Origin of the sequence: Secundilactobacillus malefermentans DSM 5705 = KCTC 3548, from assembly GCF_001436395.1 — a bacterium.
In the GTDB taxonomy this organism is placed as follows: Bacteria; Bacillota; Bacilli; order Lactobacillales; family Lactobacillaceae; genus Secundilactobacillus; species Secundilactobacillus malefermentans.
Genome location: NZ_AZGJ01000027.1, coordinates 1 through 24,037, shown reverse-complemented (window position 1 = coordinate 24,037; position 24,037 = coordinate 1). Strand labels below are relative to the sequence as shown.

Genomic DNA, 24,037 nt, shown 5'->3' with positions numbered 1-24,037 from the left:
CAATATTTGGGGTTCACTTCATTCAATTATTTTTTGAGGGTGACTTTTTCTGTATAAAAATTAGCAAATCAAATATTTATTCTTTTACTGAAACGGCAGCCATCTGTGGTAAATTGGCGACGAAGTTTTGATAAGCGACGGTTTCGCCAGTTTCCGTAATCGTCGTGTTCGTTGCAGTCACATTGGCTTGATGTAGAGCTTCCTCGTTCACCTCAATCACGTGAGTTTCGGTGGCATTACCAATCAAGTCAATCCAGTCACGGTCAGTATGGTGATGAACAATCGTCTTAACCATGCCACCGGGATTGTATACGGTGATTGGCTGTTCAGCGGCCGCCAATTCTGGGTGCGTCAGGACAAATGCCAAACTAGTCGCCGACATGCCTGTCCCGCAGGCATTAGTAAAGCCAACGCCACGTTCAAACGTGCGCACGAATAGCTGATTTGGTCCTAAAATATGGGCAAAGTTAACGTTGACACCATCTGGAAAATAGTCGTTTGGTGAATTTAACATCGTTCCTAAAGTTCCTATATCGCCGTTAGTCAGCTCTTCCTCGGGAACAAAACTGATCAAATGGGGATTTGGGACTGCAATGGCGGAGAAGGTTAAGCCAGGAATGAAGGCTGAAACTGGGGTGTCGATTAATTGAGACACCCCTAAATTATCAAATGGTAGCGCCGCTTGGTTAAAGCGAACGGGCGATATTTCAACGCTAAACGCCGGAACGTCCTTGGCCAAATCAGGTTGGCGACTGACTTGTAAATCAGCGGTCAACGTTTCCACGCGAAAGTCATCGAGATGATGCTTGTCTGCTAGATAACGAGCAACGGTTCTGAGTCCGTTACCGCACATTGAAGCCTCACTGCCATCCGCGTTGATGACGCGCATTTGTCCCAGAACGTTTGAATGCTCAGAACGATTGACCACTAGCAGGCCGTCTGCCCCGTTTAAAATGCCAGTTTGCGGATTCGTCATCTGTTGAGCCAGTGTTACCAATTCGGGGTCAGTTAATTCGGTGGCTAGTTCTGTTTGATCCAATAAGAAAAAGTGATTTTGTGAGCCATGAACTTTGTGTAATTGCACCATTTTGAGGACCTCCTTTATGAAATTGAAATGGGTTCATTAACGAAAAATTGATTATAAATTTGCTTCACGGCGGCCTTTGAATCAGCCTGTCGCGTCCCCAACATGATGGAGATTCGGGAGGCGCCCTGATTAATCATGTGCACGCCGATTTTATTTTCCGCGAGGGGCGCAATAATTTGTTCGATTACGCCAATTTGATTGCGCATGCCTTCACCGACCACCATGATAATGGCGTAGTCATCGATCCAGTTGAGTTGGTCGGGCTGCAAGGTTTCTTGGATATCGTGCAGCATCGCCTGAATGGTTTGCTCATCTAATTGCGACTTATCGAAAATAATGGTTAAATCGTCAATTCCACTGGGCATGTGCTCGTACGAAACGTCGTATTTGTAGAGAATTTGTAGCAGTTTCAGCGTGAAACCGACCTCCTTGTTCAACAGGTAACGGTGAAGGTACAACGCGGCAAACCGGTTTGAACTTGCAACGCCAGTGATTGTCCGAATTGGTTCAAATTGCGACTCTGGCACGATTAACGTTCCAGGCAAATTAGGGTGATTGGTATTTTTGACGTTGATTGGAATTTGGGCCTCAATGGCGGGGATGATGGCCTCGTCATGGAAAACGGAAAAGCCAGCGTAAGAGAGCTCGCGCATTTCGCGATAGGTCATGCGGGTAATCTCGAGGGGATTGTTCACGATTCTGGGATCCGCCGCGCAAATGGCATCCACGTCAGTAAAGTTTTCGTATAAGTCGGCGTTGAGACCGCGGGCCAAAATGGCGCCGGTAATGTCGGAGCCACCGCGTGAAAAGGTGGCAATTTGACCGGCATCTGTGAAGCCAAAGAATCCTGGAAAAACGAGTTTCTCATTGCCATAGCTTAAGGCTGCCAAATAGGCGTAAGTGCTGGGCTCAACAGAGGCGTTATTTGGTTCATCCGTGACACGGATGCCTGCCTCACTGGGATCGATGAACCGAGCATTGATTCCCAAATGGGTGAGTATTAGTGCCATCAACCGTGCGTTTAATCGCTCGCCGTGGGCTTTGAAGGCCGCCATTAAATAGTCGGTGCTTGGATAATCGCGGTGCGGTAAATTAACCAAAGCTTCCTTGATGGGAATCAGTTCGGCTTCCGGCAAATTAAAGTAAGTGGCAATCGATAGGTAACGATTGAAGATGGTCTGAACGATTTCCGTCGCATTTTTTTGCATTAACGTTAATTTTGCATATTTAATCAAAAGATCCGTCACTTTGGTGTCAGATTTTTCCCGTTTACCCGGTGCAGACGTCACGATAACCTGACGCGCTGAATCTGCTGCGATAATTTGAATAACTTTTTCAAATTGAGGCCCGTCCGCGAGCGAACTGCCACCAAACTTTACGACTTTCATCTTTCTTGCACTCCCTCTTACTGCTAAAATTAAAAAATAATGTGATGTAATTTAAGTTGCATTCTATCAGTTTAAGATTCGGAATCAAGCGCTCATCACCGACAAATGGCTCATTTTTAGCGTGCCGTTTATAGTAAGAACTATTTTTTATGGCAATCAAATTAAAATTAGTCTTGACTATCTAAGAAAACAATTATAAACTTTTACTTATATCGAAGAGGTTGCAACCAACATGAGTCACTGATTGAGTTCCTGCAAGAACGATGACATCAGTAAAAGGGGCGGTTGCCGAAGCGCTAATCAATGCAGAGGTTAGTTAGCTGGGACGTGGTTTAAGAGATCACGAACTGTCGCGGGCATATGACTCGCGGGGCGCTATCGACAAATGAGACCGAAAATCATAGATGAACAATTCTGTGGGATCCTTTTGTTTAGTGCAAACAAAAGGGTCCTTTTTATTTATCAAAAATGGCAAACGGGAAGAGGAAAACAAATGGCTGAGTTAGATGCACAAACAATTATTGATTTTATCGGCAAAGCAGAAAAGAAGACGCCGGTAAAGGTTTATATCAAGGGCGAGTTGAGTAAACTTAAAGTCCCAAGTGAAATCAAAGCGTTTTTAGAAACTCAGACCGGTGTCCTATTTGGCGATTGGAAAGTCGTTGAACCATTCCTAAGCACAAACGAAGGCTTAATTGCTGATTATGAAATTGAAAATGGGACACGAAATTCGGCGGTCCCACTGCTGGATATGAAAGGGATTAACGCCCGGATTGAACCTGGTGCCATCATTCGCGACCAAGTTGTAATTGGTGATAACGCCGTGATTATGATGGGCGCGCTCATCAACATCGGTGCTGAAATTGGCGAAGGATCCATGATTGATCTGGGTGCGGTACTCGGTGGTCGGGCAATTGTTGGCAAACACGCGCATATCGGTGCCGGAACCGTTTTGGCAGGGGTTGTTGAACCAGCCTCCGCCGAGCCGGTCAGGGTGGACGACAACGTGTTGATTGGGGCAAACGCGGTTGTGTTAGAAGGCGTTCACGTTGGCGAAGGAGCAGTTGTTGCCGCCGGAGCCGTTGTCACGAAGGATGTTGCGCCACACACGGTGGTTGCTGGCGTTCCCGCGAAGTTTATCAAGAACGTTGATGCCAAGACGACTTCGAAAACCGGACTTGAGGACGACCTCAGAAAGTTGTGATAACGATGACCACTTTGACTGAAACTAAGTTGATTAACATTCGGCGTCAACTACACAAAATTCCAGAATTAGCTTTACACGAAACTGAAACCCACGCGCTATTGATGAAGATTATTGGTGATCTTGACCAAACCTACCTAACCATTAAGCAGTTACCAAATTTACCAACCGCTATTCTGGTAAGAGTTTCCGGCTCCTCACCCAAACGAACGATTGGTTATCGAACGGACATTGATGCATTACCAGTGACTGAGAGCACTGGGCTATCATTTGCCTCTGAAAATGTCGGAGTGATGCACGCTTGTGGGCATGACGTTCACATGGCGGTTGCCTTGGGAGTTTTAAGTTACTTTTCGGAACATCAACCAACCGATAATCTCATTTTCTTTTTCCAACCAGCGGAGGAAAGCGAAAACGGCGGAAAACTTGCCTATGAGCAGGGCGCCTTCACGGATGATTGGCGACCAGATGAATTTTACGGATTGCATGATAATCCTGATTTACCGGCTGGTGCGATTGGGTGCCGCATGGGAACCTTGTTTGCCGGAACGACTGAGGTCAACGTTGATTTTGAAGGGCAGGGCGGTCATGCCGCTTACCCGCAAGATGCAAATGACATGGTGGTTGCCGCTGCAGCCTTTATCAGTCAAGTGCAGACCATCATTTCCCGTAGTATTGATCCAATTGAGGGCGGCGTCATCACCCTTGGCAAGCTTGAAGCGGGCACCATTCGAAATGTGATTGCGGGGCACGCCCACATCGAGGGAACAATCCGAGGCTTAACTCAAACGATGATTGAACGAATTGATGAGCGATTAAAGGATGTTGCAGCTGGTATCGCGCGTAGTTTTAACGCCCAAGTTAACGTGACCTTGAATCAAGGCGGCTATTTACCAGTTGAGAATAATCCGGATCTAACCAAACGGTTCATTACTTATATGAAGGAAACGCCAACGATTCACTTTGTTGAAACGGAACCAGCAATGACGGGCGAGGACTTTGGCTACCTATTATCAAAGATTCCCGGAACCATGTTTTGGCTCGGAGTGGAAGATGAGTCGCAATTACACTCAGCAACCCTAACCCCCAAGGAAAGCGGCATTGAACCTGGGGTTTCCGCCATCACTGGTTTTATCGAAAATCGAATGAACGCCTAAAAGAAAGAGGTTAACCCATATGACAACTTTAGAAAATGCAGATTTAATGACCGCCATTATTACCCCGTTTGATGAAAACGACGCAATTAACTACGATGCTTTAGAAAAATTAACCAATCATCTAATTGAAACCGGCAGCCGCGGGTTCGTGATTGGCGGCACCACTGGCGAAACGCCAACCTTAACGCACGATGAAAAAATTGAACTTTACACCCGATTTGGTCAAATCATCAATGGTCGTGTTCCCGTCATTGCGGGAACCGGTAGCAACAACACCCGTGAAACCGCAGCGCTAACTCGTGAGGTAACTCATATTTCAGGAATCGATATGGCGTTGGTAGTTGTGCCATATTACAACAAGCCCAACCAGCGCGGAATGATCGCCCATTTTGAAGCGGTCGCAGCTCAAACAGTCAAACCAATTATTATGTACAACATTCCTGGCAGAACCGGCGTCACAATGGCAAATGAAACGGTTGTCGAACTGGCCCAAAATCCAATGATCGCAGGCGTTAAGCAGTGTACGTCAATTGAAGATATTGAGTACCTAGTTGACCATACACCGGATACGTTCAGCGTTTACAGTGGAGAAGATGCACAAGCATTAGCTGCCAAAGCCGTTGGGGGCCAAGGCGTTATCTCAGTTGCCTCCCACATTTATGGTTCCCAAATTCGGGCAATGTACGACGCATTGGAAACCGGTAACGTCCACGAAGCCGGGCGGTTACAGCGCCTTTTGACCCCGAAGATGCAGGCATTGTTTATGTACCCATCGCCATCACCCGTTAAGGCAGTTTTGAACGCGCAAGGGTTTGAAGTTGGCGATTGCCGGTTACCGATTCTTTCCCTTAATAAGGAAGAAAAAGTCAATTTGGCCGGCCGATTGGGTTTGGAATCTGACGCACTGGTTCATGCAGTGCCAGTTGAGTTAGGAGTCTAACATGACAAAAGTAATTGTTGCCGGATTTACCGGTTCCATGGGCGACAAAGCCGTTCATTTAATAGCGGATACCGCTGGTTTTGAGCTGACGGCGGTGTTTGCACCAAACTTAGCCTCAACGAATCCGGCTGACTACGGGTTAGCGGCCGATGTTCAGGTCTTTCAATCGCTCGCTGAAATTAACACTGATGCGGAAATTTGGATTGATTTTACGTTGCCAAGCGCCGTGTACGCAAATACAAAATTTGCGATTGAGCACGACATCAGTCCAGTGATTGGAACGACGGGGCTAACGGATAGCCAAGTGGCTGAACTTCAAAAATCAGCTGCCGAGAAAAAGTTGGGTGGCATTATCGCACCAAACTTTGGCATGTCCGCAGTGCTCTTGATGAAGTTTGCAAAGGAAGCGGCGCAATACTTCCCAGATGTTGAAATCATCGAAATGCATCACGACCATAAAAAGGATGCACCGTCCGGAACCGCACTAAGTACTGCCAAAATGATTAACGAGGTCAGAGAACCCCATCAACAAGGCAATCCAGAAGAAACCGAGACACTTGCGAACGTTCGCGGTGGCGACTATCACGGAATTCATATTCATTCCGTTCGGCTGCCAGGATACGTGGCGCATGAACAGGTCCTCTTTGGTGGCGTCGGTGAAGCGTTGACTATCCGACAGGACTCGTTTGATAGAGGGTCGTTCATGAGTGGTGTTGAAGTTGCGTTAACTAAAGTGAAGAAAATTAACGAGTTGGTTGTCGGACTCGAAAACGTTTTATAAAAAATAAAAAGGAGTGACGTTATGCCACGTTTAGCAAGTGATTTAACAGGATTCGTTAATCAGCGATTGAATGAAGTTGGCCCATCAGGAATTCGGGCGTTTGATCAAAAAATATCTAAAATTCCAGGCATCGTCAAGTTGACGATTGGCGAGCCAGATTTGAACACCCCCGAACACGTTAAACAGGCTGCCATTCGCAGTATTGCGGAAAATGATTCCCACTACTCAGCGCAAAAGGGTACGCCGGCTTTACGGCAGGCAATTAGTCACTACCTCAAGCGGTCACAGAATTTAGACTACGATTGGGAAACGGAAATTGTTGCTACGGTGGGCGCTACTGAAGCTCTCACTGCCACAACGTTTGCTATGTTGAATCCTGGTGACAAGGTGATTGTGCCAACCCCAACGTTTGCACTCTATTTTCCAATTATTACCTTAACTGGTGCATCGGTCGTGATGGTGGATACCTCGCAGGATGATTTCATTTTGACGCCAGAACGACTCGAAGAAGTTTTGGAACGGGAGGGGGACGCGGTTAAGGCCGTGTTACTCAACTATCCAAGCAATCCAACCGGGGTCGAATACGACCACGAAACGGTGAAGGGGTTAGCCCAAGTCATCAGGGAACACCATTTGTACGCAATTTCAGATGAGATTTATAACGAATTAACCTACGATGTTGGCCACTATTCGATTGCCTGTGAGATTCCTGAACGAACTATTTTGATTAATGGCTTGTCAAAGTCACACGCCATGACGGGTTACCGCATGGGTTACATTGTGGCACCGGCAGGATTTATCGCGAATGCAACCAAGATGCACGCGTTCATGGTAACTGCTCCATCAAATCCCGCGCAGGCTGCTGCGGCCGAAGCGTTGGAAAACGGGGCAGCGGATCCAATTGCTGCCAAGGCCATTTACCAACGCAGACGGGACTTTATCAGGGATGCACTGGCAGAAATGGGAATCGAAACGGTTGCGCCAAACGGGGCTTTCTACATATTTGCGAAGATTCCAGAAAGCTATGGTCAGGACGACGTTGCCTTTGCTGAAAATTTGGCAGAACAAGCGCGAGTTGGCGGTACCCCGGGAAGTGCATTTGGTGCCGGGGGCGAAGGATACATTCGCTTTTCGTACGCTGCATCAGATGAAAAATTAAGCCTTGCAATGAGTCGAATGAAGCAATTTATTGAAACAGCCGTAACGGTTGATTAGCAAAAATTGAGGAGATGGCAACATGAGCGAAAGTTTGACGGTCGCAATATTAGGTGCAACGGGAGCCGTTGGAACCCGAATGATTGACCAATTAGAAGCGTCAGCAATTTCGGTAAAAAAGGTGAAGTTGTTGGCATCAGCACGTTCAGCCGGAGAAATCCGCCAATTTAGAGGAGAAAATGTTGTGGTCGAAGAAACCACCCCTGAGTCATTTGAGGGTGTCGACATTGTTCTTTCATCAGCGGGCGGTTCGGTATCTAAAAAGTTTCTGCCCGAGGCCGTCAAACGTGGAGCCGTTTGTGTCGACAATACCAGCGCCTTCCGAATGGATCCAGACGTTCCGCTTGTGATTCCGGAAGTCAATGAGCAGGCGATGTACAAGCATCATGGCATCATTGCCAATCCAAACTGTTCAACCATCCAAATGGTGGTGGCGCTCGCACCCATTTATCAGGCATACGGCTTAAAGCAAGTCATCGTGTCAACGTATCAAGCGGCATCCGGCGCTGGTCAATCTGCTTGGAAAGAATTAGATGCAGAAGCCCAAGCTCATTTGGACGGCGACAAGATGGACGCTCAAATTTTACCAACGAAGGGTGAAAAAAAGCACTATCCGTTGGCGTTCAACCTATTACCTCAGATTGATGTGTTCGAAGATGACGGATACACACATGAAGAGTGGAAGATGATTCACGAAACGAAGAAAATTATGCTCGACGACATGGATGCTGGGGACATTAAGGTCACCGCAACCTGTGTTCGGGTACCAGTTGCCGTGGGTCACGGCGAGTCAGTTTACTTTGAAGTGGCGGATCAATCGGCGACTGCGAAGGATATTCAGGCTAAATTAGCAGCGGCACCAGGTGTGGTGTTGCAGGATGATCCGGATCACCAAATTTACCCCCAACCCCTGTTAGCAGAGGGCAAGCGGGACACGTTTGTTGGCCGAGTTCGTCCTGATTTGGAGAATGCAGGCGCGTTCAACATGTGGGTCGTTTCGGACAATTTGCTGAAGGGTGCCGCATGGAATGCCGTTCAGATTGCGGAACGACTCGTGGCGGATGATTTAGTCCGGGTTCCAGAAAATAGTCAGCTATAGATAAAAATCCTGTGAGTTAATCACAGGATTTTTTTGCGCGCAACGGTATACTGGAAGTAGGAGGTGTCCGCATGAATTATTTGGATTTTAAAGGCGAAAAAGTAAGCGAAATTGGCCTCGGTACCTGGTACATGGGTGAGGGCGATGCGGCGCAGACGGAACAAGAAATAACCGCGTTGCGATACGGTATTGAGCACGAGATTAACTTCATCGATACGGCTGAAATGTACGGCGAAGGGAAGGCTGAATCGGTGGTTGGTCAGGCAATTCAAGGTTATGATCGCTCAAAGCTGTTCGTGACGTCAAAGTTCTATCCCTTTCACGCAACGCCAGAATTAATGCGGGCAAGTTTGGAGAAGAGTTTGCAGCGGCTTCAGACTGACTATTTGGACCTATATTTACTGCATTGGCGCGGAAATACACCGTTGATTGAAACGGTAAAGGGGATGCAAACGTTGCAGCAGGAAGGACTCATCAAGCATTGGGGAGTCTCAAATTTTGACACCGCAGATATGGAAGAGCTGTTGCGTCTTGAAAATGGGGCGGAGGTATTCGCAAATGAAGACCTCTATAATCTCCAATCGCGGGGAGTTGAATTTGACCTACTGCCTTGGCAGGCCAAACGATCGATTCCATTTATTGGGTATTCGCCATTTGGGTCAGGCAATGGCAAATCGATTGAGTCACCAGCGCTGTCGAAAATTGCTGCAGCACACGAGTCGACCGTCCAGCAAATTCTATTAGTGTGGGTGACGCGCAATCATCAGGTTTTGAGCATTCCAAAAGCCAGTCAAGCCAAGCATGTACAGTCGAATATCGCGGCACTAGAGATTAAATTGAGTGACCAAGAGTTGGCGCTTTTGAATCAAGATTTTCCCGAACCAACCAGTAAACAAAGTCTGGAAGTCATTTAAAACGAGTTCAAGGTTGGTTGAATTTTCCGATAATTATGGTAGTATTATAGGTGAATGAATTTGAACATGGCTACACAAAAAGGGAGCCCCTTGCCGGGCTCCCTTTTTGTGGCTTATTTTGCTGTCCATTTAGCAATCAAAAAACCCAGCCGTTCACTTGAGAACCGGCTGGGTTTACTTTAGGTAGTTAATTATTTAGCTAAATCAGTTACTCGTGCGTAACCAACTGCATGCCACCATGGTGCACTGATGCTTTCAACAATGACGCCACGATTTTGTGAATCAATCATTTTACCATTACCAATGTACATACCGACGTGGCTGATACTACGCTTGCTGCCACCGAAGAATGCAAGATCACCTTTTTTAAGGTTTTTGCGAGAAACTTTCTTGTAGTGGTTATATTGTGATTGGGCAGTTCGAACAATGGTTTTGTTAGCGCCCTTTTTGAAAACGTATTTTGTTAAACCTGAACAGTCAAAACGTGATGGGCCGGTTGAACCCCAGCCATAAGGTTTGCCTAATTGCTTTTTAGCAACCTTGTAAATCTTTGAGTATGAAGGCTTTGTTGCTGCTGAAGCTGTTGATTGGTTATGTAAGCTAGTTGCAACGATTGAAAGACCTAGAACTGCGACCACCGTTAAGATAAATTTGATTGCTTTTGATTTCATTTAAAGTTGTACGCTCCCCTGAATGTTTTTTGTTTTTGTCTGCTTGATTCAATGTTTATAGTTTACCAACAGGACGTTACAGGAGGGTTTCAAACCATTTTCGATTAGATTAAGCTCAGAAACATAGTGTAATTTAACTTATGGAAACAATAAAAAAGACGGCTATAAACGCCGTCATAGCAAGCTATTAAGATTTAATTAAAGAATGGAAAGATAAGAAAAAAACTTACTCATTTGGAAAAATAATCATCTTTTTTTCGCCATTCTTTGCTAAATCAAGCAAAGAAATCCGCTGAAGGCGATGATTTGTCATGGCCCTGTAATAATAAATTTGAGTTTCGAGGTTCAAAACGCTCTCATAATGCGTGTAATTGTGGTTACTTCTGGCAATCTTTGCTGGATCCAGTGGCAGGGCCACTTGTTCGAGGGTGTCAAACAGTTCAGTTTCAGCCTGTTCATCAGTGTCGGGCAGCTTCTGCCCCCAACGATTAATCGCCGCAGAAATGAATCGTTTAGTTGGAACGGGTCCTTTAGGGAGCGGCGTGTTTGAGGCTAAATAGGTTTGGGCGGCATGAACTGTTTCTTCATTAAAGGTCGGTTCATCAACGTTCAAAAATTGATTGAGACGGCCAATATGATTTGCTAGTTCAGGTGTATTGGTTAAAACGGCGACGGGATCATCGACTAATTTTAATTCCAAAGAGGTTGGTTCTAGCACTGCTGTTCTGCCAGATTTATCCGTTAGAATCCAGTGAAATGGGTAAACTTTATTTTCCTTGAACCAAACTTGGCCGATGAGGGCAATGTTTGGTAAATCAGCTTCAATTTCTGCAATGGAACCGTAGTTGCCCAAAAACCACAGAATTAAATCCTGCGGCGTCAAATTTTGTTTGCCTGAAACTAGTGCGTCATGATAAACGGCACGGTTCGGGAAATATAGTTCAGCACAGGCTAGTCCAGCGCTGTTAAAGCCGTCACCCATTAGGCGAAACTGGTCAAGCGTTCGCCCGCTGCCCAGAATGGCATATTTGGTATGTTTATTTGGCATGAAAATTGACCGCCACGTTTCTCCGGCCGGCAAATAGATTGGCTGCCAGGGGGTGGTTGTCGGGAAGTCCATTGTTCGCGCCAATAATTGGTGATCTGATTTGGTATGGAGAGTTAAGCTAGTACACAATTTCATCATCTCTTTAAGTCAATTTGTTTCCATTATAGGCTATCTCGATTAAAATAAATGGAATGACGGCAGTGTGTTCACGGGAAACCGTGGATAGGGTATAATGACAGTATTATGAAGTGAGAAGGAGAACGGGGCAAATGAAATCAACCTGGAATTTGATTGGGATGGGACTTTGGCTACTATTGCTGATTTACCTAATTTGGATGGTTCACAATATGCGAGTTCGGCGGCTAAAGCTAATTGTCAAAGAAAAGCGCAGTTTCTCTTGGCAAAATTTGGGAATTTCTGCAGTTGAATTGGTTGTCTTTTTGCTGGCCTTTTGGGGTATGAGTTACGCAACCTTTCTGCAAGACGTTTCCAAATTAAAGACAAATCGGGTGACGGAAGCCGTCCACTATGAGCCAATTGTTTTGAGTACGGAAACGGATCCTGCCGCCTACGTGACGGTGAAAACTGGGAACGGGCGTCATCCAATTCAGCACTATACGTACTATACCAAGGGCGAAAAGTATCAGGTATCGAGCAATGATGCCACGGTGACAATGGGTGACCATCCGATTAATTTGGTTGCCAGCACGTACAAATGGGATAAGAAGAAGGTCAAGCACATGGATACCCGCTATCAAAAGGCGTGGGTTGGTGTGGTCGAGACAACGTATAAGAAGACATTCTGGAATGGCATTGGATTGCATGCCGGTCGGTTGGCAAACCGATTTACGGTAATTAGGATTCCGGATCAGTCGTTTATGAAGTAGAGAGTGTGACAATAGGCGGTTCTACTCTGAGTACTAACAGGTGAACAACGGAAGTGAAGCTTGCTTCGCGTGTTGTTCACAGTTAGACGGAAGAGTTTGCCTATTGGAGCACGTTTAAGTAGAGAGTGTGACACCAATCGATTGTTTCTGAGGATTAACTCAGCCTGACAAAATAATTGCTTTTGAATTATTGGCAGGCGTGGTTAAACGTAGGAAACAGATTGGTGGAACACGTTTAGGCAACATAATTGAAAAGCACTCAAAGCCTTCGTCTTTTGGTCATTTTGCCATGGAACGTGGTGCGATCACCTTGAGCCAAAGGACGGTCTCAAGGATGCCCGTTTGAGCAGCCAATAAATTGGCTCGCTCAATTTCACCACTGATGGCAATGACCTTTATGACTAACATTCGGGTTCAAATTAACACGATAATTGAATATTTTAATGCAAATAGAAAGGCGACAATTCTCCCCAGATTTTACTTGGTTGAGAATTGTCGCCTTTTTTGATTTTCTATTTTAATTCGTAATCATTTGGATCCGCCTGCGCTGGGCCATAACTATCCATATCAGCGTCACGGTAGTCCCACCATTCATTGATGTACCCGACGAAGCCAGCCTCCGTCATTGCCGTATTTAGAATTTGATAGTTCTTTTCCTGTTCTGGGGTACGGGATTCTGTTCGCTTGGCTTTACCCGAAAAGTCATCAAAGGCGGTTTGCATTTCCATTTCGTTACCAGCCATATCAGTGAGCGTCAAATCAAACGTGACCCCCTTTTGGTGGGAGTAGTTTGGGTCTGGTGTGGCAACCCACATGGGGTCAGGGTAGACCTCGAACAAGTGGCGTTGCGCTTCAATTGGCCGAAAAGCGTCCCATATTTTCAAACGGTAGCCTTGCTTCTTTAATGCTTCGCTGGCTTTACCTAATTTTTTGACGGTTCCGGTTCGTGAAATTGCGGTCTTAAAATCGTATATAACTTCATGGGTGAAATTATTTGACGTTGCGTAGCGCAAATCGACGATAATATCGGGATCAACACTTAAAACGTTCATGAACTCATTTTTCTTAACCATTTGTAGGCCTCCAGAAATACAATATAGGCCAAGTATATCGATAAGTAGGGGCGTAAGCAATTAATGAGATTGAAATGTGAATTATTTCGCATATTAAGCATAAAGTTATAAAAAGTCTAAGAAATTTCATATAAACTTAATGAATTATTTGTACAATGAAATCGGTTACAAATATAGTACAATATGATCAAAGGAGATGAAAATTATGCAAGCATCAAATAAGCCTAAGCGTCGTTTTAAAATGCCTTCCGCGTTCACGATCTTATTTTTCATTATTATCTTGGTAGCAGTTCTGACTTGGATTATTCCAGCCGGTAGCTACTCAACCGATAAGGCGGGGAACATCATTGCCCATACCTACAAATCGGTTACCAGTGATCCTCAAGGAATTTGGGACGTTTTCATGGCACCAGTATTTGGGATGGTTGGTAATGACAAGACTGAGGGGGCAATTTCGGTATCACTCTTCATCCTTGTAATCGGTGGGTTCCTAGGGGTTGTTAACAAAACCCGGGCACTCGATGACGGAATTAGTTCCATAGTTAGCCGGTATAAGGGCAAAGAAAAAGCACTTATTCCACTTTTAATGATTTTATTCGCTATCGGTGGGTCAACTTACGGGATGGCTGAAGAAACCATCGCCTTTTACCCACTTTTGATTCCAGTTATGATGGGTGTGGGATTTGACTCGCTGGTTGCGGTTGCAATCGTGCTGGTTGGTTCTCAGGTTGGGTGTCTTGCATCAACCGTTAACCCGTTTGCCACGGGGGTTGCATCTCAAACCTTGAATATTTCTCCGGGTGATGGTCTATTCTCAAGACTGTTACTCCTGATCATATTAGTCGTTGTTAGTATTTGGTACGTTTATCACTATGCTTCGGTGATTGAAAAAGATCCGACGAAATCACTTGTTTATAATCAACGTCAAGAAGATAACAAACGATTCTCAATCGAAGAAAGAACAGACAGTAATGAAAAAATGAGTGGTCGTCAACGTGCCGTTATCTGGCTGTTTGCACTCACATTTGTCATTATGATTGTTGGCCTTATTCCTTGGGACTCAATTAACGAAAACTTCACATTCTTCAATTCATTTACCAAATGGTTCACCGCAATTCCATTCTTAGGAAACTTAGTTGGTAGTGACATGGCACCATTTGGAACATGGTACTTCAGTGAGATTACCATGCTGTTCCTCTTAATGTCAGTGATTATCATGTTCGTATTCCGTATGAAAGAAAAAGACTTCATAGATGCCTTCATGAAGGGAATGGCTGAATTCCTCAGCGTTGCCATCATCGTGGCCGTTGCCCGTGGAATTCAAGTTGTGATGAACGATGGGATGATTACGGATACGGTTCTTCATTGGGGCGAAGTTGGTCTTAAGAGCCTATCACAAAGTGTCTTCATCATCATTACGTACATTTTCTACATTCCAATGTCATTCCTAATTCCATCAACTTCCGGACTTGCAGCCGCAACGATGGGAATTATTGGACCAATGGGTAAGTTTGCTGGCGTTGATAGTAGCCTTGTTGTGACGGCTTACCAAGCTGCATCTGGCTGGGTTAACTTGATTACACCAACTTCAGGTGTTGTGATGGGGGCCCTTGCAATTGCCCACGTTAACATCAACATTTGGTGGAAGTGGATGTTCAAATTAATGATTTATATCTTCCTAATTACCGCTGTATTCCTTGGAGTTGCAGCAATTCTATAATAAATAAGGGGGTCAAAACATGACAAAATTAGTCACTGAAAAGCAACAAAATCAAGCTGTCGAGGCTTTAAAACGGATGGTGAGTCATCCATCCTATTCACAAGATAAAACAATGAATGCGCCATTTGGTAAACCCATTCGGGACGCGCTCGATGAAATTCTCTCAATTTGTGACGAGCTCGGATTCACCACTTACGTTGATCCAGAGGGCTACTACGGCTATGCCGAAGTAGGTTCTGGCGATAAAATATTTGGAATCATCGGTCATACCGACGTTGTGCCAGCAGGCGACCCCGCCGACTGGGAAACGGATCCATTTACCGGAGTGGTCAAGGATGGTGTCATTCATGGTCGGGGAACCCAAGATGATAAGGGACCGACAATTGCCGCAATTTACGCCGTGAAGGCCTTGATGGACCAAGGATACGAATTCAATCAACGAATTCGATTTATCTTCGGAACTGATGAGGAAACCCTTTGGCGAGGAATCGCTGTTTACAATAAAAAGGAAGAGCCAATCACGAGCGGAATTGCGCCAGACGCTGAGTTCCCACTAATTTACGCAGAAAAAGGATTACAACAATCCTACCTAGTGGGGCCGGGTTCTGATCAACTCGAACTCCATTTGGACAACGCCTTCAATGCGGTTCCGGCCAAAGCAGCCTACAGCGGACCAAAACTGGAAGAGGTTAAAAAGGCTTTAGGAGAGCTTGGATTCTCATACAATTCCGACGATCAGCATCTCGTTGTGACTGGTAAATCAGTCCACGCAATGCTGGCACCACAGGGAACCAACGCCGTGCTCCGTTTGGCAATGGCCCTGGATAAGGTGTTCGATGGAATCCCCGCACTCGACTTTATTGGCAAATGTTTCAAGGAAGATGCAACGGGGGCTAACGTTCTCGGCGATGTTTCCGATGAGGCATCAGGTCATTTGACGTTTAACATTTCATCATTGGATATCACGCCAAAGGAAACCCGCATGCAAATCGATATGCGAATTCCTGTGACGGTTGACCATGATCAGTTAATTCAGAATTTAACTGATAAAGTTGCAGAATATCAGCTTAAATACGAGCACTTCGACTATTTGGCACCACTTTACGTGCCGAAAGACGGCGAACTCGTGAAAACGCTGATGGCCGTTTACCAGGAGCAAACCGGCGACATGAAGTCGGAGCCCCAGATATCCGGTGGCGCAACCTATGCTCGAACAATGAACCAGTGTGTGGCATTCGGGGCCATGCTGCCAGGCACGCCCGATTACATGCACCAGGTCAACGAGCAATGGGAATTAGACTCGATGTTTAAGGCGATGGAAATATACGCACAGGCAGTTTACAAGCTCTGTGTCGACTAGATAAACGAAGAGGTGATAGCGGAATGCTGTCACCTTTTTTGGTATAATGAGCTCAAATAAAATGTTGGGAGAACAGGGATGAAACTTAATTTATCAGTTGAAATAACGGACGACGTTTTAATGATTCGGTCAGATGATTTTGATTATCAAATTGAAGTGCACGATACCAACAAAATTGGGAAAAAGGCGCAGGGCGTGAATTTGTTATGGCAGGAACGCCATTTGGTTGGGATTACCGCTGCCGAAACGCCCAAACTAGATGTTTCATTTGACCAAATCATGACGATCATCGGAGATTGGGACTTTGAGCCAGACTACCTTGCGTTAAAACTTGCAGAAGTCGCCCAAGAAGCCGGAAATGACCTTGTTGTCGAAACGCAAAAAGCAAAAAAGCTGCCAGCGAGCCAAAGTGCCATCATGGCGAAGATCACGGATCAACTACAATTTATCCTAAGCCAGTTCGGCTATTCAGTTGCCGTTAAAAAGGCCGCTCCAGCCAAAAAGAAGCCAGCGAAGGCGCAGCATCGCTGGAATAAGGCAGTTAGTGACATTGATTTCTTCGTAGATTATGCAGGCAGTCAGGCAACGGCTCGCTGGATTAAACGAAATGAAATGCTGATTAAAAAAGGTGCCAAGATGGCGCCGGATGCACCTTTGAATAAGGATGGCTCGCTCGGGTTTTCGGCACGATTTGCGCAAAAGTTGCGGGATGAACATGCCAATCAATTTGAAAATTTTACCACGACCGAAGATATTATTTTGAAAAGCGTCAATGAAGTTGGACTCTTTCTGTACTTTGCGGGCGCCAACGGGTGGCTCATTTTGAAAGATTCGAACGGAAAAACAATTGATGAGTATACGGTTGTAAACTAAAAAAATTGCGAGGCCAGTTGGCTTCGCAATTTTTTATGGTTTAACATATCGGTATCCTTGATCCTGCAGCTGCAACAAATCATAAACGCCAACTGGCACAACCGTGACCGATTTTGGTAACTGGTCTGGGTTGATTGCGTGGCTCTTTAGCGAGTTATTGCAGGCTCTGAAGTTGACGTTACTTAGTGATACAATTTCATCAATGTAGCTAGGCATCAGGTAGCCCATGATGGCGTCACCATTAACTAGGACCTTAATTTGAATCTCGAGTTTTTGTTCAGTTGCATAGGTTAATAGATTATGAATGTTCGATAGGGTGTGCTCCCAATGTGCCAATTCATCGATGTGAAAGACAATTTTATTCATGCGCATAAACCCCAATATCTGCTACGATGACTTTGCCGGTATATGGCTGGCTTTGTGGCTTCGTGAAGCCGAGCTTGTTTGCGGCCATCGTGACGGTTTCGGTTGCCTGGATAGCGGTGCCCTTAACTTCGCCCGAATCAGCGTCGATTCCGGATGGAACATCGATTGCCATTATGTTAGCGGGTGCGGCATTCATTTGAGTGATGACATCCGCAAAATGGCCCTCAACTGGACGAGCCAAACCAACGCCAAAAATAGCATCAACCAACGTTGTATAGACGCTAAAATCAGATATGGAAGTTAAAAATGGAATTTGATAGTACGCGCAAATTTTTTGTTGACGCTTAGTTTCATCGGTCGCATTAGCTGGTTTTCCTAATTGAAGAACGGCAACATCAATGCCCTTAACTTTAAGCAAACGGGCAACCGCCAAGCCGTCGCCACCGTTGTTACCGGTGGCTGCGACGACAAGAACCTTTGTTAAATCGTAATGGTCAAATAGTGCATCGGCGACCGCTAAAGCTGCTCGTTCCATTAAAACAGCGGATGGGATGCCAATCTGGTTCATGGTAAAAGCGTCTGCCGCCTGAGCCTGTTTGATTGAAAAAATTGGATTCGTCAAATTAACGCCTCCATTGAAATTAGTTTTCGTGACTTGTTTTTATTTTATGATCCGATCCGTTGCTGTCGTTATCAACGACAGCTTGCGAAATCTTTTGAATATTATCGGCGAGTTCCTGAATATCGAGGTCCATGCCCTTTACATCAGGAAGAAAGCTTCGCCACCAGTTTTGGAAACGACCTAAACCATGTTCAAGCAATTTTTTTCCGGCTTCAGTCAATGTCAGCAATTTGTTACGTTTGTCTTCTGGTGAGTTCGTTTTTTCAATGAAGTTAAGGGTGACGAGGTGCTTCACCATTCGAGTCATGAGGCCTTCATCAACTGCCAAAGTTTGCGCGGCTTGGCGTTGATTAACACCATCAGTTTCCATGATAAGGACCATTAGGTATATCTCGGTAATATTGACTGGTAACTTATCTTCAACGAGTAGCTGATTCATATCCCTTTGAAGTTGGCGGTGCAAAATGGCAACGTAGGTTGAAAGTGATAGATATTTATCTTGAGCGTCCACGGCGAAACTCCTTTCATGTGGTTATTTGATTTTGAATCAGGTACAATAGCCTCTGGATGAGTTTTTATTTAAAATACTTCATCAATTCTATTTTACCGCAAATTTATGCAAGTTACAGCGGTAAATTTTAAGGAGAATCAGCAATGGAAATTGATGTGCCAGTTACGATGGAAGAAGTCGACTATAAGGTCGAACAATTGAACAAAGCCGGACAGATTGCTAATGAAAGTTCAGTAATTATGGATACCGTGGCTAAATCTCTGGATGCCTATTTGGAAACTGCCGAGGATGGTCATTATGATTCTGCTAAATTAGAGGATGATAAGCTGAATGTATACGATATTACTGGCGATTTTTTGAAAGAGGTTAAGCCACAGGGAGCTAGTTTTGTCGACGACTTCAAGGCTAGTCCGGACTTTGTCTTTACCTATTTAGAAGATCAAGCCGGAAAAATTGCTCGCGGACAATAAAAAAGGGTTGCATGAATATTTATTTACCTTTATTATTAAGTATGTAAGGCGCTCTTAGTGTAATGGATAGCACATGAGATTTCGGTCCTCATGATCCGAGTTCGACTCTCGGGGAGCGCATAAAACCTTTCTTAAACGCTGATGTAATGGCGTTTTTTATTTTGCCTACAGCATTTTTACAGCAAATGTATTTAAAACCGACAAATTCGGATAGTTTTTGAGCAGTATCTTGCTTCATTTTTTCATCTAAATGAATGTAATGGGTAAGCAAAACGCCAATGTCAGAATTGCCAAGTTGTAACTCGATTACTTTTAATGGCACGCCAGCTTCACTCAGTACGGTGGCCACAGAATGCTTAAGCCATGAGGCGTAATTGGCTTTAGGTTAAACTTATAAGTGATGTAAAAATGGCCTCTAAATGTGGGATGAAAGCTACAAAGTAAAACTTTTGATCAAGTCTTCAATAATTGAAGTATATACATCGCCCTAGCAGAAGTGCTGGGGTTTTGTTATGCTTTTATTAATGGAATGTTTGGGGGATATCAATTGACAGAAAAATCAAAAAAAATAACGATCTTTTTAGGGCTTGCGATCGTAGCTATTGCTACCCCGTTTTTGGTACGACTAGGAATAATAACGATTTTTTTAAATGTTCCTGGAGGCACGGATGACGGATGGTTAGGATTCTGGGGCGGTTACCTCGGAGCAATTATAGGGATAGTTGGTGTGTATTTACAAATAAGAATCCAGATAAGAGTTGATAAGAAAAAATCACAAGAGTCTAAGCGCCCTAAAATTAGGGTCGTAGTCGGTTCAATTGCATTGAACGAAGTTTTGCCTAGAGTCATTCAGGAGTATCCAAATGAAACAACGGAAAAACGGAATCAAAGATACAAAGCGTTCACTTCAATGCAGAGAGTTGATGAGGATAGAATACCCGGTATAAGCTTGTATAACATATCAAAAAATAATTTTTATGATGTTATAGTTCGAATAACTTATTCTCCATTTGATTCTTTGAGGCCAGGGGGCAAGCTCGTCCTTAGACCTGCAGATTTATTTATAATACCGCAAATGACTGATGACGCAAAAGGCGCGACAATTTTTTACATCACGTGGTTGTTTAGTTCGTATTTTGATAATACGGCAAAAAAAGAAGAAACTGTAAAAGAAGTTCAAAGAATTGAACTTTGGGGCATCACTGAGGTGAATGAGATTGTAAAACTTGAGTTTACGGGTATACAAGTTTACAATTTCATGCCAAAACTCCTACCTGAAAGTGAAGAAATCAAGAAAGAATATGCGGATTTTATGAGCCAAGATATCTTTCCGTTAATCAAAGTTGATAAGAGTTATGGAGAAGCAGAGGAGAAACAAAAGCAAGCTGAATTTACGAAAAAAATAAAAGCTGATATGAAAAAAAAGGAAAAGGAAAAAACGACTGTATAATAACAAGGAGACTTGCATATGGTAAAGCTACACGAAGAAAACAAAATTCAGTTACTAAAAAACCATATTCGGATAAACGATGGTGGGGTGAACTGGATAGTCCCCTTACAGTTGATAAAGGTCATCGCACGCCTAAGAAAATCAAAGAAGATGAAGCATTTATGGAACAGATTAAGAATATGCCTGCCTCGATGTTTAGAAAACAGCCCGAGAGTGCGAAATAAATAGACAAAAATTGAATGGAACACCCGTCAAATGAATACTGGTTTTAGGTGGTAAATTATCATAAAAAAAATAGTCCAGCTATAAGTTGAACTATTACTTGCCCTCATCAAATTATTCTTACAGCAAACGACTTTAAATTGTGTTCAATTAGAACCTTAATCAGAATGAAAATTGCTGATAAATCATTGCAACTCAGCCTATACTATTCCCGTAGACCAGCCTTGAGTCCTCGGAGAACGCATCATTTCAAAAGCTTTGGTACGGAAATGTTTATAAGCTTGAGCGGCTTTTTAGCTGCTCGGGCTTTTTTTATGAATTTCTTGTAACCAGTTGGCAATTTGCTGCATGGTTTCTTCGTTGTCAGGCGAATTGGTAACTGAAAGAACAAAGTCGCCAGCTTGATTAACAATTTTGTTGTTAATCAGTTGGTAGCCATTTTGATTAACAAAATAAAGACTCGCCATCAAAGCGGTTCGTTTGTTACCATCCACGAAAACATGCTTTTTGGTAATTTTTTGCAGGATAAAAGCAGCTTTTAACCAAATCGTCGGGTACAATTCGTGACCGAATACGATCTGAGCCGGTTGCTCAATAACAACATGTAAACTTTCAACAGATTGAACACCATGATTGGTCCCGCCAACTTGAAGTACAACCTGCTTATTTATCTCAATAAGTTGCTGGACTGTTAAGTATTTAAGCTTCATAATTATCGGTCCTTTAAATATTCAAGAACTGGTTTAAATTGATCAATAAATTCAGTAATGCTTGTAGCTTCTTCTTGATTTAATTGGTCAATTCGTTTAAAAATTAAATCTCCGTGTTCATTGACTGATGGCTTAAATTGAACATCAGTGGGCACATTTAATTCACTTGGAACAGTGATGACAGTAGATTTAGCAACTTTACGAGTTTTAACAGTTTTTGGCATGAGTATCATTCCTTCCATTAGCAATAAGTTAACACATGATTTTGGCATATGCAAGACGTATGTCAAGCTGCATTACAAAATATAATTGGATTTATCGTACAAAACGCAACTAATTCTGCTTACTTGATTCTTTATCGCTCGGGGTTCACTTGTAGAGGCTTTTTTTATACGGTAGATGTATACTATTTATGTGTTCTAATGAATGGATTAGATCAACTACTTATAGGATGGGGTTTCAAAAATGAAAAAGTTTAGATTTATAGTTTTAATTTTTGCAGCAATTATTGGATTCACATTATTTTCAAGTTCGACTCAATCGGTATCAGCCAAAAGTCATTACAAAACGACACCGGTCTCATTGAGAGGCAAGTGGACTACACATAGAGATTATGATGGTAATTCTCAATACTTAAGGATTACAAAATATAAATTTTACGTTGCCAATTACCGTTACGGAAGAAAGCAATCTGGTGCCTGGGGAGTGTCAGGAAAAAAGTTTCTTAGTGGAACTACAAAACCAGCCTTATATGTTAGCAAACATAAAGGTTCTAAAGGCTATTGGGCAATTGGTGGAGCAGGTTCAGATGGAATATGGCATTTAAAGGCAGTAAGAAAAAAACATAATGGTCACAAAGTAAAGGTACTTAAGAGTTACAGTTATGACTTTGATTATCAAGGAAATGTAGTAGGTTATTACTACAGAAAATAGATCAATAACGACCCATCCAAATGAGGCGGACCGTTATTGCATAGAGGAAAAGAAAAAAATAATCATAATATGGTTTAATGAACATTCTTGTTTGCCTAATACCAAGAGAAATTAAACTTGGACATGATAATAAATATATTTACCTTGGAGAAATTATGAAGTGCTTCATAATTGTTAGACAAATAAATCTAACGATTGTGAGGCATTTTTGCTTGATATTGAGCTGGTATTTATTATCTAATTTCATTTTATTACCAGCTTTCATTAATGAGATGCGACTATTGTAGTATGGGCTTATAGATACGGCAGATTAACATCTAGTCTGGGTGCGGACAAAAATAACGGTTCTCAATGAGTTCATTTACAATTTGATAGCCAAAACAATCTTAAAAATATTATTAAACGGATTTATTTTGATGGTGAAAAAGTATTGGAACAGGCTAGTTCATTAGTACCGAATGAATGTATATTTGAAAAGGTTTAATTTGATTGTAGCTGTCACCATGCTTCTGTTTGGCATTTCGAATATCGATATCATTTTGTAAATTTAAAAAAAGCGGTCTGAAATTCCGGAAAAACGTTCAAGACGAACGGATGTATCAACGGTTACTTGGCGCCGATCGTGTAAGATGTCCTGAATTCTAGAAGTAGGAAGGCTAATCTGTTTCGTAAGAGCGTAAGCCGATAATTTCATGGGCAGCATAAATTCTTCTTTTGAGAATAACTTTTTAGTGAAGTACTTTTAATGATTTCTTATCCAGCTGATTTATTTTATTTAGTTATAAGCTACAATGAGAGATATTGGAGGGTAATATAATGAAGAAAATAACATTGTTGGTTTTATCCATGATTTTGACGCTCAGTTTAGTAGCAGTACCGGTACAAGCTAAAGCGTACAAGGCTACACCGAAAAGCACTAGGGGCACATGGTATTCTTTAACCGGTAAGTATCAAGGACAAAAAGCAGGTGAGGTCATAAAAATATCGACTCATAAGTTGAGCTGGCATCCCGTACCTACTGGAACAGCTCCTAAAGCCATTAATAGAATTCACTATACTAAAGCCAAAAATTGGAACCGTCAGAAAATAACGGACAAATCGTTTGATAAAGGCTATTACTTTTACTTCAGACATGCTGCGTTGAAGGTGAATGGCAAGAAGCGGTCTGTTTTGCTTTGGAATGTTTCGAAGGCAAAAATCAAATCTGCATACGTAAGTATCAAATCCAAACAAATTATTTCTACTAAGTATCAACTGGTTAAAGTTAATTCTAACGGATCCTACCATTACTAAGATGATTAATCAGTCAAAAGAAGTGGCTGGGACAAAACTGACC

Annotated in this window: 26 protein-coding genes, 1 tRNA gene, 1 pseudogene and 1 riboswitch; of the genes and pseudogenes, 16 read left to right on the top strand and 12 right to left on the bottom strand. The window is 43.4% G+C overall.

The genetic code is table 11. The features are described 5' to 3' along the window. Positions 1–76: 76 nt before the first annotated feature. Together dapF and FD44_RS06335 are read right to left on the bottom strand one after the other, a co-directional pair. Positions 77–1,087 carry a diaminopimelate epimerase gene (dapF, locus tag FD44_RS06340; RefSeq protein ID WP_010620406.1) on the bottom strand — a complete coding sequence of 337 codons (1,011 nt, stop codon included), beginning with the start codon at positions 1,085–1,087 and terminating at the stop codon, positions 77–79. 14 nt (positions 1,088–1,101) lie between these two features. Beyond that, the gene (locus tag FD44_RS06335; RefSeq protein ID WP_010620405.1) at positions 1,102–2,475 is read right to left on the bottom strand and encodes an aspartate kinase; all 1,374 of its coding nucleotides are present in this window, start codon (positions 2,473–2,475) and stop codon (positions 1,102–1,104) included. Positions 2,476–2,682: 207 nt separating this feature from the next. Continuing rightward, positions 2,683–2,862, top strand: a riboswitch (Lysine riboswitch). 106 nt (positions 2,863–2,968) lie between these two features. Here FD44_RS06335 and dapD point away from each other — a divergent pair. The 7 genes from dapD (at position 2,969) to FD44_RS06300 (ending at position 9,785) form a co-directional block, all read left to right on the top strand. Then, positions 2,969–3,679 (top strand): 2,3,4,5-tetrahydropyridine-2,6-dicarboxylate N-acetyltransferase, encoded by a 711-nt coding sequence (gene dapD, locus FD44_RS06330; protein ID WP_010620404.1) that lies wholly within the window; start codon positions 2,969–2,971, stop codon positions 3,677–3,679. Positions 3,680–3,684: 5 nt separating this feature from the next. Beyond that, on the top strand, positions 3,685–4,836 hold the full coding sequence (locus FD44_RS06325; protein ID WP_010620403.1) for an N-acetyldiaminopimelate deacetylase: 1,152 nt from the start codon (positions 3,685–3,687) through the stop codon (positions 4,834–4,836). A gap of 19 nt (positions 4,837–4,855) precedes the next feature. After that, positions 4,856–5,776 carry a 4-hydroxy-tetrahydrodipicolinate synthase gene (gene dapA / locus FD44_RS06320; protein WP_010620402.1) on the top strand — a complete coding sequence of 307 codons (921 nt, stop codon included), beginning with the start codon at positions 4,856–4,858 and terminating at the stop codon, positions 5,774–5,776. A 1-nt stretch (position 5,777) separates the two neighbouring features. Continuing rightward, positions 5,778–6,557, top strand: a complete 780-nt coding sequence (dapB, locus tag FD44_RS06315) for a 4-hydroxy-tetrahydrodipicolinate reductase (RefSeq protein WP_010620401.1) — start codon at positions 5,778–5,780, stop codon at positions 6,555–6,557. Positions 6,558–6,578: 21 nt separating this feature from the next. Next, positions 6,579–7,772, top strand: a complete 1,194-nt coding sequence (locus FD44_RS06310; protein ID WP_010620400.1) for an aminotransferase class I/II-fold pyridoxal phosphate-dependent enzyme — start codon at positions 6,579–6,581, stop codon at positions 7,770–7,772. Positions 7,773–7,794: 22 nt separating this feature from the next. Continuing rightward, entirely contained in the window at positions 7,795–8,871 is a 1,077-nt protein-coding gene (locus tag FD44_RS06305) for an aspartate-semialdehyde dehydrogenase (protein WP_010620399.1), read from the top strand. Between the two features lie 71 nt (positions 8,872–8,942). Then, complete coding sequence (locus tag FD44_RS06300) at positions 8,943–9,785, top strand: aldo/keto reductase (protein ID WP_010620398.1); 843 nt, start codon at positions 8,943–8,945, stop codon at positions 9,783–9,785. A 191-nt stretch (positions 9,786–9,976) separates the two neighbouring features. Here the strand turns inward: FD44_RS06300 and FD44_RS06295 are convergent, their stop codons facing one another. Then, positions 9,977–10,456, bottom strand: coding sequence for a C40 family peptidase (locus FD44_RS06295; RefSeq protein WP_010620397.1), 480 nt, complete (start codon positions 10,454–10,456; stop codon positions 9,977–9,979). Positions 10,457–10,682: 226 nt separating this feature from the next. Continuing rightward, complete coding sequence (locus FD44_RS06290; RefSeq protein WP_010620396.1) at positions 10,683–11,633, bottom strand: linear amide C-N hydrolase; 951 nt, start codon at positions 11,631–11,633, stop codon at positions 10,683–10,685. 140 nt (positions 11,634–11,773) lie between these two features. On the opposite strand from FD44_RS06290, the gene FD44_RS06285 reads away from it, so the two are divergent. Further along, complete coding sequence (locus FD44_RS06285) at positions 11,774–12,391, top strand: LVIS_2131 family protein (protein WP_010620395.1); 618 nt, start codon at positions 11,774–11,776, stop codon at positions 12,389–12,391. A 512-nt stretch (positions 12,392–12,903) separates the two neighbouring features. Here the strand turns inward: FD44_RS06285 and FD44_RS06280 are convergent. Beyond that, on the bottom strand, positions 12,904–13,464 hold the full coding sequence (locus tag FD44_RS06280) for a M15 family metallopeptidase (protein ID WP_010620394.1): 561 nt from the start codon (positions 13,462–13,464) through the stop codon (positions 12,904–12,906). Between the two features lie 205 nt (positions 13,465–13,669). Here FD44_RS06280 and FD44_RS06275 point away from each other — a divergent pair, with 205 nt between their 5' ends. From FD44_RS06275 to FD44_RS06265, 3 genes are all read left to right on the top strand, one after another. Then, the gene (locus FD44_RS06275; RefSeq protein WP_010620393.1) at positions 13,670–15,184 is read left to right on the top strand and encodes a YfcC family protein; all 1,515 of its coding nucleotides are present in this window, start codon (positions 13,670–13,672) and stop codon (positions 15,182–15,184) included. A gap of 19 nt (positions 15,185–15,203) precedes the next feature. Further along, positions 15,204–16,544 carry a dipeptidase gene (locus FD44_RS06270; protein ID WP_010620392.1) on the top strand — a complete coding sequence of 447 codons (1,341 nt, stop codon included), beginning with the start codon at positions 15,204–15,206 and terminating at the stop codon, positions 16,542–16,544. Positions 16,545–16,622: 78 nt separating this feature from the next. Beyond that, positions 16,623–17,417, top strand: coding sequence for a hypothetical protein (locus tag FD44_RS06265; RefSeq protein WP_010620391.1), 795 nt, complete (start codon positions 16,623–16,625; stop codon positions 17,415–17,417). A gap of 33 nt (positions 17,418–17,450) precedes the next feature. Here FD44_RS06265 and FD44_RS06260 read toward each other — a convergent pair whose 3' ends face one another. The 3 genes from FD44_RS06260 to FD44_RS06250 are packed head-to-tail and all read right to left on the bottom strand — an operon-like array spanning position 17,451 to position 18,916. Beyond that, the gene (locus FD44_RS06260) at positions 17,451–17,783 is read right to left on the bottom strand and encodes a DsrE family protein (protein ID WP_010620390.1); all 333 of its coding nucleotides are present in this window, start codon (positions 17,781–17,783) and stop codon (positions 17,451–17,453) included. Then, entirely contained in the window at positions 17,776–18,405 is a 630-nt protein-coding gene (locus tag FD44_RS06255; RefSeq protein ID WP_010620389.1) for an NAD(P)H-hydrate epimerase, read from the bottom strand. Before FD44_RS06255 ends, FD44_RS06260 begins: the two co-directional genes overlap by 8 nt. 19 nt (positions 18,406–18,424) lie before the next feature. Next, positions 18,425–18,916 carry a MarR family winged helix-turn-helix transcriptional regulator gene (locus FD44_RS06250; RefSeq protein WP_010620388.1) on the bottom strand — a complete coding sequence of 164 codons (492 nt, stop codon included), beginning with the start codon at positions 18,914–18,916 and terminating at the stop codon, positions 18,425–18,427. 143 nt (positions 18,917–19,059) lie between these two features. Between FD44_RS06250 and FD44_RS06245 the strand changes: the two genes are divergently transcribed. Both FD44_RS06245 and FD44_RS06240 read left to right on the top strand, forming a co-directional pair. Beyond that, the gene (locus FD44_RS06245; protein ID WP_010620387.1) at positions 19,060–19,386 is read left to right on the top strand and encodes a hypothetical protein; all 327 of its coding nucleotides are present in this window, start codon (positions 19,060–19,062) and stop codon (positions 19,384–19,386) included. 48 nt (positions 19,387–19,434) lie between these two features. Then, a tRNA-Arg gene (locus FD44_RS06240) sits at positions 19,435–19,506 on the top strand. On the opposite strand, the gene FD44_RS10355 is transcribed toward FD44_RS06240, so the two are convergent. After that, entirely contained in the window at positions 19,475–19,708 is a 234-nt protein-coding gene (locus FD44_RS10355; protein WP_076621478.1) for a hypothetical protein, read from the bottom strand. The two genes, FD44_RS06240 and FD44_RS10355, sit on opposite strands and share 32 nt — an antisense overlap. A gap of 225 nt (positions 19,709–19,933) precedes the next feature. Between FD44_RS10355 and FD44_RS06235 the strand changes: the two genes are divergently transcribed. After that, a complete protein-coding gene (locus FD44_RS06235) occupies positions 19,934–20,836 on the top strand; it encodes a hypothetical protein (RefSeq protein ID WP_010620385.1) in 903 nt (300 codons plus the stop codon). A gap of 515 nt (positions 20,837–21,351) precedes the next feature. On the opposite strand, the gene FD44_RS06225 is transcribed toward FD44_RS06235, so the two are convergent. After that, positions 21,352–21,768: a type II toxin-antitoxin system death-on-curing family toxin gene (locus FD44_RS06225; protein ID WP_010620383.1), complete on the bottom strand. Its 417-nt coding sequence runs from the start codon at positions 21,766–21,768 to the stop codon at positions 21,352–21,354. A 2-nt stretch (positions 21,769–21,770) separates the two neighbouring features. After that, on the bottom strand, positions 21,771–21,992 hold the full coding sequence (locus FD44_RS06220; protein WP_010620382.1) for a hypothetical protein: 222 nt from the start codon (positions 21,990–21,992) through the stop codon (positions 21,771–21,773). A gap of 241 nt (positions 21,993–22,233) precedes the next feature. Here FD44_RS06220 and FD44_RS06215 point away from each other — a divergent pair, with 241 nt between their 5' ends. Beyond that, on the top strand, positions 22,234–22,701 hold the full coding sequence (locus tag FD44_RS06215) for a hypothetical protein (RefSeq protein ID WP_010620381.1): 468 nt from the start codon (positions 22,234–22,236) through the stop codon (positions 22,699–22,701). A 440-nt stretch (positions 22,702–23,141) separates the two neighbouring features. Here the strand turns inward: FD44_RS06215 and FD44_RS10350 are convergent. Next, positions 23,142–23,404 (bottom strand): annotated as a pseudogene (locus FD44_RS10350) (HigA family addiction module antitoxin). A gap of 113 nt (positions 23,405–23,517) precedes the next feature. On the opposite strand from FD44_RS10350, the gene FD44_RS06210 reads away from it, so the two are divergent. Continuing rightward, a complete protein-coding gene (locus FD44_RS06210) occupies positions 23,518–23,994 on the top strand; it encodes a hypothetical protein (RefSeq protein WP_010620380.1) in 477 nt (158 codons plus the stop codon). Positions 23,995–24,037 lie beyond the last annotated feature (43 nt).

Excerpts from the sequence above, each read along its gene's own strand:
- dapF (WP_010620406.1), bottom strand. The coding sequence starts at position 1,087 with ATGGTGCAATTACACAAAGTTCATGGCTCACAAAATCACTTTTTCTTA.
- FD44_RS06335 (WP_010620405.1), bottom strand. The coding sequence starts at position 2,475 with ATGAAAGTCGTAAAGTTTGGTGGCAGTTCGCTCGCGGACGGGCCTCAA.
- dapD (WP_010620404.1), top strand. The coding sequence starts at position 2,969 with ATGGCTGAGTTAGATGCACAAACAATTATTGATTTTATCGGCAAAGCA.
- FD44_RS06325 (WP_010620403.1), top strand. The coding sequence starts at position 3,685 with ATGACCACTTTGACTGAAACTAAGTTGATTAACATTCGGCGTCAACTA.
- dapA (WP_010620402.1), top strand. The coding sequence starts at position 4,856 with ATGACAACTTTAGAAAATGCAGATTTAATGACCGCCATTATTACCCCG.
- dapB (WP_010620401.1), top strand. The coding sequence starts at position 5,778 with ATGACAAAAGTAATTGTTGCCGGATTTACCGGTTCCATGGGCGACAAA.
- FD44_RS06310 (WP_010620400.1), top strand. The coding sequence starts at position 6,579 with ATGCCACGTTTAGCAAGTGATTTAACAGGATTCGTTAATCAGCGATTG.
- FD44_RS06305 (WP_010620399.1), top strand. The coding sequence starts at position 7,795 with ATGAGCGAAAGTTTGACGGTCGCAATATTAGGTGCAACGGGAGCCGTT.
- FD44_RS06300 (WP_010620398.1), top strand. The coding sequence starts at position 8,943 with ATGAATTATTTGGATTTTAAAGGCGAAAAAGTAAGCGAAATTGGCCTC.
- FD44_RS06295 (WP_010620397.1), bottom strand. The coding sequence starts at position 10,456 with ATGAAATCAAAAGCAATCAAATTTATCTTAACGGTGGTCGCAGTTCTA.
- FD44_RS06285 (WP_010620395.1), top strand. The coding sequence starts at position 11,774 with ATGAAATCAACCTGGAATTTGATTGGGATGGGACTTTGGCTACTATTG.
- FD44_RS06280 (WP_010620394.1), bottom strand. The coding sequence starts at position 13,464 with ATGGTTAAGAAAAATGAGTTCATGAACGTTTTAAGTGTTGATCCCGAT.
- FD44_RS06275 (WP_010620393.1), top strand. The coding sequence starts at position 13,670 with ATGCAAGCATCAAATAAGCCTAAGCGTCGTTTTAAAATGCCTTCCGCG.
- FD44_RS06270 (WP_010620392.1), top strand. The coding sequence starts at position 15,204 with ATGACAAAATTAGTCACTGAAAAGCAACAAAATCAAGCTGTCGAGGCT.
- FD44_RS06265 (WP_010620391.1), top strand. The coding sequence starts at position 16,623 with ATGAAACTTAATTTATCAGTTGAAATAACGGACGACGTTTTAATGATT.
- FD44_RS06260 (WP_010620390.1), bottom strand. The coding sequence starts at position 17,783 with ATGAATAAAATTGTCTTTCACATCGATGAATTGGCACATTGGGAGCAC.
- FD44_RS06245 (WP_010620387.1), top strand. The coding sequence starts at position 19,060 with ATGGAAATTGATGTGCCAGTTACGATGGAAGAAGTCGACTATAAGGTC.
- FD44_RS06225 (WP_010620383.1), bottom strand. The coding sequence starts at position 21,768 with ATGAAGCTTAAATACTTAACAGTCCAGCAACTTATTGAGATAAATAAG.
- FD44_RS06220 (WP_010620382.1), bottom strand. The coding sequence starts at position 21,992 with ATGCCAAAAACTGTTAAAACTCGTAAAGTTGCTAAATCTACTGTCATC.
- FD44_RS06215 (WP_010620381.1), top strand. The coding sequence starts at position 22,234 with ATGAAAAAGTTTAGATTTATAGTTTTAATTTTTGCAGCAATTATTGGA.
- FD44_RS06210 (WP_010620380.1), top strand. The coding sequence starts at position 23,518 with ATGAAGAAAATAACATTGTTGGTTTTATCCATGATTTTGACGCTCAGT.